This is a genomic window from Sphingomonas faeni (assembly GCF_040407565.1).
GTDB lineage: Bacteria > Pseudomonadota > Alphaproteobacteria > Sphingomonadales > Sphingomonadaceae > Sphingomonas > Sphingomonas faeni_F.
Genome location: NZ_JAPZPR010000004.1, coordinates 122401 through 134367 on the forward strand (window position 1 = coordinate 122401; position 11967 = coordinate 134367).

Annotated in this window: 12 protein-coding genes and 1 tRNA gene; 6 read left to right on the forward strand and 7 right to left on the reverse strand. The window is 64.7% G+C overall.

Translation table 11 applies throughout. The features are described from left to right. Positions 1 to 1107: an alanine dehydrogenase gene (ald, locus tag O6Y00_RS09680; protein ID WP_132740815.1), complete on the reverse strand. Its 1107-nt coding sequence runs from the start codon at positions 1105 to 1107 to the stop codon at positions 1 to 3. 127 nt (positions 1108 to 1234) lie between these two features. Between ald and O6Y00_RS09685 the strand changes: the two genes are divergently transcribed. The 5 genes from O6Y00_RS09685 to O6Y00_RS09705 all read left to right on the forward strand — a co-directional run bounded on the left by O6Y00_RS09685 (position 1235) and on the right by O6Y00_RS09705 (position 5380). Beyond that, positions 1235 to 1675, forward strand: a complete 441-nt coding sequence (locus O6Y00_RS09685) for an Lrp/AsnC family transcriptional regulator (RefSeq protein WP_056048254.1) — start codon at positions 1235 to 1237, stop codon at positions 1673 to 1675. A 281-nt stretch (positions 1676 to 1956) separates the two neighbouring features. Further along, positions 1957 to 3855: a potassium transporter Kup gene (locus O6Y00_RS09690; RefSeq protein WP_426284348.1), complete on the forward strand. Its 1899-nt coding sequence runs from the start codon at positions 1957 to 1959 to the stop codon at positions 3853 to 3855. Positions 3856 to 3997: 142 nt separating this feature from the next. Next, positions 3998 to 4519 (forward strand): 2'-5' RNA ligase family protein, encoded by a 522-nt coding sequence (locus O6Y00_RS09695; RefSeq protein WP_353442377.1) that lies wholly within the window; start codon positions 3998 to 4000, stop codon positions 4517 to 4519. A 66-nt stretch (positions 4520 to 4585) separates the two neighbouring features. Beyond that, a tRNA-Met gene (locus tag O6Y00_RS09700) sits at positions 4586 to 4662 on the forward strand. A 79-nt stretch (positions 4663 to 4741) separates the two neighbouring features. Continuing rightward, the gene (locus O6Y00_RS09705; protein ID WP_353442378.1) at positions 4742 to 5380 is read left to right on the forward strand and encodes a hypothetical protein; all 639 of its coding nucleotides are present in this window, start codon (positions 4742 to 4744) and stop codon (positions 5378 to 5380) included. Positions 5381 to 5404: 24 nt separating this feature from the next. Here O6Y00_RS09705 and fdhD read toward each other — a convergent pair whose 3' ends face one another. From fdhD to O6Y00_RS09720, 3 genes are read right to left on the reverse strand one after another with little or no spacing between them, the layout of a single operon-like run. Beyond that, the gene (fdhD, locus tag O6Y00_RS09710; protein WP_353442379.1) at positions 5405 to 6220 is read right to left on the reverse strand and encodes a formate dehydrogenase accessory sulfurtransferase FdhD; all 816 of its coding nucleotides are present in this window, start codon (positions 6218 to 6220) and stop codon (positions 5405 to 5407) included. Then, entirely contained in the window at positions 6217 to 6822 is a 606-nt protein-coding gene (gene mobA, locus O6Y00_RS09715) for a molybdenum cofactor guanylyltransferase (RefSeq protein WP_353442380.1), read from the reverse strand. Before mobA ends, fdhD begins: the two co-directional genes overlap by 4 nt. Next, the gene (locus O6Y00_RS09720) at positions 6729 to 9029 is read right to left on the reverse strand and encodes an FdhF/YdeP family oxidoreductase (RefSeq protein WP_353442381.1); all 2301 of its coding nucleotides are present in this window, start codon (positions 9027 to 9029) and stop codon (positions 6729 to 6731) included. Before O6Y00_RS09720 ends, mobA begins: the two co-directional genes overlap by 94 nt. 126 nt (positions 9030 to 9155) lie before the next feature. Between O6Y00_RS09720 and trxB the strand changes: the two genes are divergently transcribed. Further along, positions 9156 to 10124 carry a thioredoxin-disulfide reductase gene (trxB, locus tag O6Y00_RS09725; protein WP_353442383.1) on the forward strand — a complete coding sequence of 323 codons (969 nt, stop codon included), beginning with the start codon at positions 9156 to 9158 and terminating at the stop codon, positions 10122 to 10124. Positions 10125 to 10134: 10 nt separating this feature from the next. Here trxB and O6Y00_RS09730 read toward each other — a convergent pair whose 3' ends face one another. The 3 genes from O6Y00_RS09730 to O6Y00_RS09740 are packed head-to-tail and all read right to left on the reverse strand — an operon-like array spanning position 10135 to position 11875. After that, the gene (locus O6Y00_RS09730; protein ID WP_353442384.1) at positions 10135 to 10902 is read right to left on the reverse strand and encodes a hydrolase 1, exosortase A system-associated; all 768 of its coding nucleotides are present in this window, start codon (positions 10900 to 10902) and stop codon (positions 10135 to 10137) included. Then, complete coding sequence (locus O6Y00_RS09735; RefSeq protein ID WP_353442385.1) at positions 10890 to 11567, reverse strand: hypothetical protein; 678 nt, start codon at positions 11565 to 11567, stop codon at positions 10890 to 10892. Before O6Y00_RS09735 ends, O6Y00_RS09730 begins: the two co-directional genes overlap by 13 nt. 29 nt (positions 11568 to 11596) lie before the next feature. After that, positions 11597 to 11875 (reverse strand): acyl carrier protein, encoded by a 279-nt coding sequence (locus O6Y00_RS09740; protein WP_353442386.1) that lies wholly within the window; start codon positions 11873 to 11875, stop codon positions 11597 to 11599. Between the last annotated feature and the right edge of the window lie 92 nt (positions 11876 to 11967).

An 11967-nucleotide genomic window follows, 5' to 3' on the forward strand; every position in this document is an offset into this window, starting at 1 on the left:
TCAGCCAGCCCATGCTTCGTAAGGTAAACCTAGATCATCGGCGACTGCCTTGTACGCGATCTTGCCCTTGTAGACGTTCAGCCCGTTGGCGAGATGCGGGTCGGCCTTCATCGCTGCTTCGGCACCGAGATTGGCGAGCTTCAGCGCGAACGGCAGCGTCGCGTTGTTCAGCGCGAACGCGGAGGTGCGCGCCACCGCCCCCGGCATGTTGGCGACGCAGTAGTGGATCACGCCGTCGACCTCGAACACCGGATCCTCGTGCGTCGTGGCATGCGACGTCTCGAAGCACCCACCCTGGTCGATCGCGATGTCGACCAGTACCGAGCCGCGCTTCATCGTCTTCAGCATTTCGCGCGTGACGAGCTTGGGCGCAGCTGCCCCCGGCACCAGCACCGCACCGATCACAAGATGTGCGTTCTTTACCGCCGCCGCGATCGCGGCCTTCGACGCATACGCCGTCTTGATCTGGCTGGAGAAGAACATGTCGAGTTCGGCCAAGCGATCGTTCGAAATGTCGTAGATCGTCACGTCGGCGCGCATGCCGACCGCCATCTGCGCGGCGTTGACGCCGGAGACGCCGCCGCCGAGGATCGCGACCTTCGCCGGCGCGACACCGGGCACGCCGCCGAGCAGCACGCCACGACCGCCCTGCTCCTTCTCGAGATAATGCGCGCCGACCTGCACCGACATGCGGCCCGCGACCTCGGACATCGGCTTGAGCAACGGCAGACCGCGGCGGTTGTCGGTGACGGTTTCGTACGCGATGCAGGTCGCGCCGGACTTCATCAGCCCCTCGGCCTGCGGCTTGTCGGCGGCGAGATGGAGGTAGGTGAACAGCAGGTGGCGCGGCTCGAGCATCGCGATCTCGCTCGGCTGAGGCTCCTTGACCTTCACGATCATGTCGGCGCCGGCGAATACGGCAGCGGCGGTCGGCAGGATCGTCGCACCCGCGTCGACATAGTCCTGGTCCTCGAAATCGATGCCTGATCCGGCCAGCGTCTCGACGACGACCTCGTGGCCCGCGGCGACGAGTTCGGCGACCGACGGCGGGGTCAGGCCGACGCGATATTCGTGGTTCTTGATTTCCTTGGGGACACCGACGCGCATTGATTCCACTCCATTATCGTTTGCGCCATACTAGCGCGCCTTGGACGGGAAGGGTTCGCAAACTGGTCTTGGTGCGATACCGCATCTGCAAGATGATTGCATTCATCGCCGCCGAAACGGGATAATCTTGAGCATCACGATCGAACGCAGGATTCTGGACCTGCTCGCCGCCAATTCCGACTTGACCAGCGCGGAGCTAGGCGACGCGGTCGGCCTTTCGGCGAGTGCGGCGCATCGCCGGGTCGCGCAGTTGCGGGAAAGCGGCGCGATCGTCGGTTACCGTGCAGTGTTGTCGCAAGCGGCGCGCGGCGATCCCAGCATCGTCCTCGTCAACGTCACGCTGCGGGATCAGCGCAAGGAGACGATGGCTGCGTTCGAGGCCGAGATCGTCGAGTGTCCGCAGGTCGTGCAATGCTTCCTGATGAGCGGGGAGGCGGATTACATGCTCCACGTCGAGATCCGCCACGGCGAGACGTTTGAACGCATCCACCGCGAGACGCTGTCGCAATTGCCGGGGGTGACGCGGTTGGCGTCGCATTTCGTCATTCGTGAAGTGATCCGGCGCTAGCGTTTTCCTGCGCACGCAGGAATCCAGGACCAAGAACACCAGCGCCTGTTACCCTGCGCTCCTGCGTTCGCAGGAGAACCGGAGCGTTCTCACCTTACGCGCCGGTCCGATCAGGCGCGGTTAATCCACGCTAACCGCCTCGCCGTTGCCGCCCTCTACCCCTCATGCTAAATGCGCCGACTTGGGGCACAGGGTGAAATCGGAAATTCGATGAGTATTGCTGCACTTCCGGGTCGATTCACCGTCCAGTGAGCGTCGACCAGACCGCCGCGGCCTCGACCGTGCCACCCGCCAATCTCGATCTCGAGACGGGGCATCACAACTCGGACGGCATGCTGAAGCTCGCCTTCGGTGCGATCGGCATCGTCTTCGGCGATATCGGCACCAGCCCGCTCTACGCCTTCCGCGAGACCTTCGCCGGCCACCACAAGCTCGCGCTCGACGCGGCGCACATCATGGGCGTCATCAGCCTGATGTTCTGGTCGATGATGATCGTCGTAACCGTCAAATACGTCATCATCATCATGCGCGCCGACAACAAGGGCGAGGGTGGCAGTCTCGCACTGCTCGCGCTTGTCTCGGGCAAGACCAAGACGAAGCGCTGGAGCAAGGGCATCATCCTGCTCGGCGTCTTCGCGACGGCGTTGTTCTACGGCGACAGCATGATCACGCCCGCCGTCTCGGTATTGTCCGCGGTCGAGGGTCTCGCCGTCGCCGCGCCCGCTTTCGGCGGCCTGGTGCTGCCGATCGTGATCGTCATCCTGATCGGGCTGTTCTGGGTGCAGAAAAGCGGCACCGCGCGTATCGGCCTCGTCTTCGGGCCGATCATGCTGGTGTATTTCAGCGTGATCGCGGTGCTCGGTATCCTCAGCATCGTCCAGACCCCCGAAGTGCTTTGGGCGCTGTCGCCGCACTATGCGGTCGAGTTCTTCATCATCGATCCCGAGCGCGCGTTCCTGGCGCTCGGCTCGGTCGTCCTCGCGGTCACCGGCGCCGAGGCGCTGTACGCGGACATGGGGCATTTCGGCCGCAAGCCAATCGGGCTGTCGTGGCTGTTCTTCGTGCTCCCCGCGTTGATCCTCAACTATATGGGGCAGGGCGCACTGCTGTTTCGCGATGGTCGCGAGGCGCTCGTGAGCCCGTTCTACAACCTCGCCCCCGAAAGCCTCCAGCTCCCGCTCGTCATCCTCGCGACGATGGCCGCGGTGATCGCCTCGCAGGCGGTCATCTCCGGCGCGTTCTCGGTGACGCAGCAGGCGATCCAGCTCGGCTTCATCCCGCGCCTGCGGATCGAGCACACGAGCGCCTCGACCGCCGGCCAGATCTACATCCCGCTCGTCAACGGCGCGCTGATGGTGATGGTGATTCTGCTCGTGCTGTTCTTCCGTACCTCGTCGAACCTGACGAGCGCGTACGGAATTGCGGTGACCGGGGCGATGTTCATCGACACCTGCCTGCTCGGCGTGGTGCTGTTCCGCCTCTGGAACTGGCCGAAGATCGCGGCGATCCCGCTGCTGGCGATCTTCTTCACGGTCGACGGCGCCTATTTTGCGGCCAACCTGACCAAGGTGCCGGCCGGTGGCTGGTTCCCGTTGCTGGTCGGGTTCATTATCTTCACCTTCCTGACGACCTGGTCGAAGGGACGGCAGCTGATGATCGACCGGATGCACGAGGCCGCGATGCCGATAAAGGTGTTCATCGGCTCGGCGGCTAGTTCCGCGTCGCGCGTGCCGGGCACAGCAGTGTTCATGACCTCGACCGCGGACGGCGTGCCGCATGCTCTGCTCCACAATCTCAAGCACAACAAGGTACTGCACGAGCGCGTCATCCTGCTTACCGTGAAGATCGTTGGCCAGCCCTATTGGCCTGCGCACGACCGTGCGGTGCGCGAGGAGCTTGGCGACGGCTTCCACCGCCTCGTGCTGCGCTATGGATTCATGGAGGACGCCGACGTGCCCGCAGCGCTGCGCCAGGTCCATAATTGCGGCGCGGACTTCAAGATGATGGACACCAGCTTCTTCCTGTCGCGTCAGACCCTGCTCGCGTCGGACAAGCCCGGCATGATGATCTGGCGCGAAAAGCTGTTCGCGTGGATGCTGCGCAACGCGGAAAGCGCGATGGAGTTCTTCCGCCTGCCGACGAATCGCGTGGTCGAACTCGGCAGCCAGGTCGAGATTTGATGACTTACCCCATACGCGCCGCCAAAGTCGCACCGCCCCGGCGGAGGCCGGGGTCCAGTCGGAAAGGTTGCAGTAACGAAGCGCAACGTCCGTCATCGACGTTTCCCAACTGGACCCCGGCCTTCGCCGGGGCGGTGTCTTTTTGACGACCGGCCCCACCGAAGTCGCTCCGATCATCGTCACCGCCTTGTTCGGCCGCAAGGACACCGCGTTCTTCGACTCAATGCGCCGCGAGCATTTCCCGCCCGAGCGCAACCAGCTCGACGCACATCTGACGCTGTTCCATCACCTGCCGCCGTCGGGTCTCGACGAGCTCAAGCACCGCCTCAATCAGGAAACGCGCGGCATCCGTGCCCCCCAGGCGCGCGTGGGCGGCCTGATGTCGCTCGGCCGCGGTGTCGCCTACCGGATCGAGTCCCCCGAGCTTGTCGGCATCCGTGCGCGGCTTGCCGACGCGTTCACCGGCATGCTCACCCCGCAGGACGCCGGCGGCTGGCGTCCGCACGTCACCATCCAGAACAAGGTCAGCCCGCAAGTCGCCAAGCTCCTGCTCGGCAATCTGCAGCGCGATTTCACCCCGAAGGACGTCGAAATCGCCGGTCTGGGCGCGTGGTGGTATCGCGGCGGACCATGGGAAGCGATTTCCCGGCACATGTTCGCTTGACCGCCTCGAAACCGCTTCCTATAGGCCGCGCCTCGCAGGGAAGAACGCTTCCCTGACGGACGGTACGGCGAAGTAGCTCAGTTGGTTAGAGCACGGGAATCATAATCCTGGGGTCGGGGGTTCAAGTCCCTCCTTCGCTACCAAAATCCTCTGCGACAGGCGCCTTGTCAGCACGTGGCGGAAGGGGCATTGGCGATAGCCGTCGATCCTTCAGGTAAAGCTATGCGCGATCAGCCACGACGAGGCACGGTTTCCTGGCTGATCGAACACGCGCCGACGGTCGCGTTCTTCGTCACCGCCGCGGTGGTCCTCTATCTGTTGGGCTACGCCACGCATCTCACCGCGCGGAACGCAGCGGACAATGATGCGCTGCTCGAATTCATCGGATCGATCATCGGCGCCGCGATCGGGCCCGGTCTGGCCGTCATCGGCAGCTTCTGGCTTGATCAGCGTCGGCAGCTCAACGAGCTCAAGCATGATCGGCAGATGCTCGCGGGTGCGCTCGAACAATTGGCCGGTGCCATCGCCAAGCCGCCGCTGACGCTACTCTCCGACGTGTCCGGCAAGATATCCGCGCGCCGCCAGCGTGAGCAGGCCAGGGCGATCGTCGACGCCGCGCGCGACAGCGAGGAACTGATGGGCATGTCCAAATACGGGCTGCGGCTCGGCGATACCGATCTCATGCGCCGCCTGACCACGTTGCAGCGGAACATGCGGCCCTGCCTCGACGCTCTGCAACCCCGCGAGGCGGACTTTGCCGACGAAGCCGCGATCGCCGATTATCTCGACGAGGCGATCCACACCGCGGCCGAAACGCTGCTGACGACGATCTTCGAGGCACGCCGGATGCTCGACCGGTAGGCGCACCCGCCGCGCACCGGATGGCTAAGGACGATCGACGGGAAAGACGCTCCACGGATCATTCGCCACCAGGATGGCATCGCGCCGGGCCAGTGCCAGCAGGGTGAGCCCGTGCGCGCGCGCGTGATCGATCGCCAGACTGGTGGGCGCGGAGATACCGACCAGCATCGGCGTTCCGGCAACCAGCGCCTTGTCCACCATCTCGAAACTGATGCGCGAGGTCACCAGGATGAAGCCAGCGCGCTCCCCCTCGCCAGCTCCGCCTCGCATCGCGGCGGCGCCGATCAGCTTGTCGAGCGCATTGTGACGCCCGACATCCTCATACGCCGCGACGATCTGACCTTGCCGATCGCAGGCGGCGGCGGCGTGGATCGCCCCTGTGGCGGCATTGAGGGGCTGATGGGTTCGCAGTGCATCCAGCGCAGCAAACAGGGCGGATGGCGCCACCGCGGGCTTGCCAGGCCTGCCAGGCACCGGCTTGCGGAGTTGCTCCAGCCCGGCGATCCCGCAGAGCCCGCAACTGGTATCGCTGGTGCGGTGGCGGACGCGGTCCTGAATACGTCCCCTGCAACGCTTGGACAGCGCCACCCGGACGATCCAGCCCGCGTCGGCCTCGAACGGATCGACGTCGACCACGTCCGCCGCGCTGTCGGCGAGTCGTTCGGTCAGCATGAACCCGATCGCGAACTCGGCAAGATCGGCTGGCGTCATCATCATCACGGCGTAGCCAAGGCCGTCGACCTCGATCGCAACCGGCGCCTCGATCGCGATCCTCCGCTCGGCGGCTGAGATGCCGTCTTGGCGCAAGGTCAGGATCGGTTCGACACGCGATGTGGTCACAAAGCCTCCAGATCGCGCGGTGTATTGATGTTGGGGATCGCGCCGTCCGCCGCGATCGGGGCCGCGTGGATTGCGCTGGCCCATCGCCGAACCGACCGATTTGGGGCCGTCTCGATATAGGCGAGCAGCCCGGGACCAAGCGCGACCGGCCAATGCCCCAATACCGGCGCGTCGGGACAGTAGCGGGGTGCCGAACCCGCAATTGCCAGGAGCAAACCGTCCGGCAGGCGCGGCATATCGCAACCGATCGTCAGCACCGTGTCGAACCCCCGTTGCGCCGCATGATGCAACGCGCCCGCGATGCCACCCAGCGGCCCCAGGTCCGGGCCCGGCATATCCGGGATCTCACCGTCACGTCCCGCTATCACCGCGCATTCGACATGCGGAAGCAAGAGCGCGCGTGAAAGGTCCGCCAGCGACCGTCCTGCAAGCGTGGCCGTCGCCTTGTCCGACCCGAACCGCGACGACCTTCCCCCGGCCAATACGACCCCCAGGATTCGCGACGGGGTCAGCGCGTCCGCTCGATCCGTACGGGCACCGATTTGGCCGCTGGCACATGACTTTCCCGGGCGTGGTGGGCGACCGGCATCAGGATGTTGCACTCGGGATAATAGGCCCCGATGCAGCCTTCCGGAATTGAATATTCGACCACGCGCTGCTTGTTGACACGCCGGTCCGCATTGTCGCCGGCGTCGCCCACGAGATCCACATCGTCGCCGTCGGCCAAGCCCATCCGCGCCATGTCCTTGCGGTTCATGAACACGATGTCGCGCGTGCCCTTCACCCCGCGGAAGCGGTCGTGATAGCCATAGACGGTGGTGTTGAACTGGTCGTTCGACCTGAGCGTCATCAGGCGGAAGCGACCTTCCGCCTCGTCGAACCCGGTCGCGTTCAACGCCTGCGGAATGTTGATCTCGGCCTTGCCGCTCTCTGTCTTCCATTCGCGATGTGCGGCCGGCACCCCTTTCCAGAAGCCGCCTGCGGTGAACATGCGGTCGTTGAACCGCGCGAACAGATCGGGGTACGTCACTTCGATCGCATCGCGCACCTTGGCGTAGTCGCCGACCCACGCGTCCCAGTCGAGCTTAGGGTTCGGCGCCAGCGTCGCCTTGGCGATCCCGGCCAGGATCGCGGGCTCGGACAGCAACGTTTCCGCCGCGGGTGTCGCCTTGCCCTTGGAGCCATAGATCCGGCTGAACGAATCCTCGATAGACACGCTTTGGGGGCCGGTCGCCTGCATGTCCGTCTCGATCCGGCCGAGGCAGGGAAGCAGGTAGCAGGTCTTTCCCGGCAGCAGATGCGACCGGTTGAGCTTGGTCGCAATATGGACGGTCAGGTCCAGCCCGCGCCATTTGGGTTCCATCGCGCCATGATCGGGAATGGCGCGGACGAAATTGCCGCCAAGTCCGACGAACGCCTGCGCGGTGCCCTCGAGCACGGCTTCGCACGCGGCGACCGTATCCCAGCCGAGGTCACGCGGCGGTTCGAAGCCATATTGCTCGGCGAGGATATCGAGGGGCGCCAGTTCGGGTTTTTCTGTAATCCCGACGGTACGCTGACCCTGCACGTTGGAATGGCCGCGTACCGGGCCCATGCCGGCACCCGGCTTGCCGATGTTGCCGCGAAGCAGCATCAGGTTCACGAGCATGTGGACATTGTCGATCCCGCCAACATGCTGCGTCAGCCCCATGCCGTATACCGCGATCACCGCCTTCGATTTCGCGTAGACCTTGGCTGCCGCCTCGATGTCGGTACGGGACAGGCCGCTCTCGTGCTCGATCGCGGACCATTCGGTCTTGCGCGCGACCTCCGCGAACGCGTCGAACCCGTTCGTATGCGCGTTCAGGAACTCGTGGTCGAGCACCGGAAGGCCGTCGATCCGCTGCGCGGTATCATCCGCCTCGATCAGGTATTTGCACATGCCCATGATCGCCGCGACGTCGCCCCCGGTCTTCACCTGGTGATATTGCGAGGCGATCGGGGTCGACTTGCCGCTGACCATCTCCAGCGGGTTCTGTGGATCCTGGAATTTCTCCAGCCCGCGTTCCTTGAGCGGATTGAAGACGACGATCTCGACACCGCGCTTCGCGCAATCGCGCAGCGGATGCAGGAACCGCGGGCTGTTCACGCCGGGGTTCTGCCCGAAATAGAAGATCGCGTCGCATTTCTCGTAATCGTCGAGATGGATCGTGCCGACTGGTGACCCGATCGCCGACTTGAGCCCGACCGACGTGGTCTCGTGACACATGTTCGAGCTGTCGGGCAGGTTCTGGCTGCCGTACATCCGGGCCATCAGCCCATACATGTACGACGTCTCGAGGCTGGCGCGGCCGGACGCGTAGAAAATGACCTTGGTCGGATCGTAGGTCTTCAGCTTTGCACCGATCCCGGCGAACGCCTCGTCCCAGCTGCACGCGACATATTTGTCGGTGGCACCGTCGTACTTCAGCGGATGCGTGAGGCGACCTGCCTGTTCGAGGTCGAAATCCTTCCACGTGATCAGTTCGCTGACGGTATGCTGCTGGAAGAACGCGGGCGTGACCCTATACGACGTCAGCTCCCAGGCGGTGGCCTTCGCACCGTTTTCGCAAAACTCGGCGACGTGCGGGTGCGCGGGCTTGCCCCAGGCGCAACTGACGCAGGCGAAACCGTCCGGCTTGTTCTGGCGGGTCAGTTCCTTCAGCGCTTCGGGGCCGATCTTTTCCCGGGCGCTGATCTCGACGAGCGACTTCATAGACCCCCAGCCACCGGCCGGTGCGTCGTATTTTTCGATCTCGATCGTGCGGGTCTCGCGCGGGGCGTCGCTCATGAAAACTCCTTGTCCTGCGACGAGAACGAAGCGGCGTAGCTTTCGATGCAGGCGTACAAGATTTCCCGGCGGTTCAAATTTCGCGGCGCATCGCCTAGATGGGGATCAAATCTCCAAGGAATCACGATGACGACGCATACCACCCGCATGCTTATCCTCGGGTCGGGCCCCGCCGGGCTCTCCGCCGCGATCTATGGCGCGCGTGCCGGGATGGCGCCGATCGTCGTGCAGGGCATCCAGCCCGGCGGCCAGCTGACCACGACTACCGATGTCGAGAATTATCCCGGCTTCAAGGACGTGATCCAGGGCCCGTGGCTGATGGAGCAGATGCAGGCACAGGCCGAGCATGTCGGCACGCGGATGATGTGGGACACGATCGTACAGGTCGACCTGACCCGCCGCCCGTTCCGCCTGATCGGCGACAGTGGCGACGTGTATGAGGGCGACACGCTGGTGATCGCGACCGGTGCACAGGCGAAGTGGCTCGGGATCGACAGCGAGGAGCCGATGAAGGGCAAGGGCGTCAGCGCCTGCGCGACCTGCGACGGGTTCTTCTACCGCGGCAAGAAGGTTGCCGTCATCGGCGGCGGCAACACCGCGGTCGAGGAGGCTCTGTACCTCACCAACCATTCGCCCGACGTGACGCTGATCCACCGCCGTGATTCGCTGCGGTCGGAGAAGATCCTCCAGGAACGCCTGTTCGCACACAAGGGCGTGACGGTGCTCTGGAACAAGGAGGTCCGCGAGTTCGTCGACGGTGGCGGCAATGCGGGTCTGGTTGCGCTGGAGCTCGAGGACACGGTCACCGGCGAGCGCTCGCGCCTCGCGGTCGATGGCGGGTTCGTGGCGATCGGTCACCACCCGGCGACCGAGCTGTTCCGCGGCCATCTCGAGCTCGACTCGGACGGCTATATCGCGGTCGAGACCGGATCGACGCGCACCAACGTCGAGGGTGTGTTCGCCTGTGGCGACGTGGCCGACAAGATCTACCGCCAGGCGGTGACCGCGGCAGGAACGGGCTGCATGGCAGCGTTGGATGCGGAGCGGTTCCTGGCCGCGGCGGAGTTCGCCGAACTGGCCGAAGCCGCCGAATAGTCAAAGCAAATCAGGCGAGGTTGCGCCTGATCGCGTTTTCGAGCGCGGTACCGGCATCGCCGGTGAAGCTGTGCGAGGCGGTTTCGATCGTCTCGACCATGATGCCTTTGCCGGCGGCTGAGGCGAAGGCGATCGCGGTCGCATCGCCGCTCGCCAAGACGATCGCGGCGTCAGTTTTCCAGTCCGCGAGCGCAGTGAGAACCCGCGCTGCGAGTGAGCTTTCAGCTTCGGTCGCAGTGCGAGACAATTTTTTTAAGCCGCGGATAAAATTACGAAAACTGATGCCGCCCTTCAGAGCTCTCTGCCATGTGGCGGGGTCGCGCAGGGCCGCCTGATACCGGACGCGGATGGCGGCGGCTGGGGGAAGATCGTCGGTCTGCTCGGTCAGCCAGGGGTTGGCGAGGACGATGCGGTCGATACCGGCGGCACGCCCGAACAGCGCGAGCGTGCTGGCGGCGTCGCAATTGCCGAAGCCGACGATGCCGGTGATATGGGGCGCCGCTGCACGGAACGTGGCGGCGGCGGCGATCAGGTCCGGTTGGGCACTGAGGAAACCGCCATTGTGTCCCGTTGAGTCACCGACGCCGCGTCGGTCATAGCGGAAGACGGGCGTTCTCGTCGCAGCCAGCCGCTTGGCTAGGAATGCCATGCCGCGATGCGCGCCGCTGCGGATTTCATTGCCGCCGGACACGATCAGCACGCCAGTCGTTCCATTCGCCTCGTCCAGCGTAGCCGCCAGCGTTTCGCCCTCGCAGGGGAACGCGATCAGCTTTCGCATGATGCGATCCACTCGGAAATATCGGTCGCAAGCTGTTGGGCAAGCGTGATATCATTATCGGGTTCGGACCGCCGCCAGAGGGGCACGCCGGGGTATGTCGCGTCGGCGGGCCGGGGGTCGGTCGCCATGCGGACGACCCGCCGCGGACCCACTTCCGAAGGGGATGCTGCGCAGAGTTCGGCCAGCATTTCTCGGGACACGATATTGCCCGCATACTCGTTTTCTGCGGGGCGGTCCGAGCGCGACGCCACGGCGCGCGCTCGGTCGAGATCGCGCACCACGTCTTCGCCGGCTTGCGGTGCGAGGTGCCAGCGTCCGGCGAGGCGTGCGTCGGTATCTAGCAGCGCCCCGCTTCTTATCGATAGCGCGTAGGAACGTGGACCAAGCTGCTGTGCTAGAGCGATAAAGGCTCGGCGCTGGTTGGACAGCGTGGAACCCGACGTCGCGATCAGGCTTTCGCCGGTGCCGGGAAAGTCCGGGAGCACGCCACGAATGCCGTGATCCGCGAGCGCGCGCAAAATCGTGACGGCGAACTGGCGCGTGCGGTTGGCTTCTTCGAACAACGGAAGCGCGGCGATGACGATCGGGCCGGTATCGGGGCCGAACCGCAGCATCCCCTCGCGCCCGCCCGCCCAGTCATAGTGATCGAAGCGGAGACCGGTCATTGCGGCAGAGGCTAAACCCCCTCCGCGAGCTAGACCAGCGCCTTCCTTGCGGCAAACTGGACCAGTGCGCCGAACGTCTCGAGCATCTCGCCGTCGATCTCGTCGTCCTCGATCAGGATGCCGAGCCGGTCTTCCAGCTCGGTCAGCACGCTGGCCACCGCCATCGAATCGAGTTCGGGCAACGCCCCGAACAGCGGCGTGTCATCAGTAAACGCGGCGACGCGGTCGGCGCTGAGACCGAGGATATCGGCGAGGACGGCGCGTACCGTCGTTTCGACTTGGGAAGTGCCTTCGAAGATCACGAGCATCGCCTGAACCGTTACGAACCGCGCCCCGCTAGCGTGTGGGGGTGAATTCGGCAATCGCTTGGCGATATTAGGGCGCTTGGCGCTATTAGGGG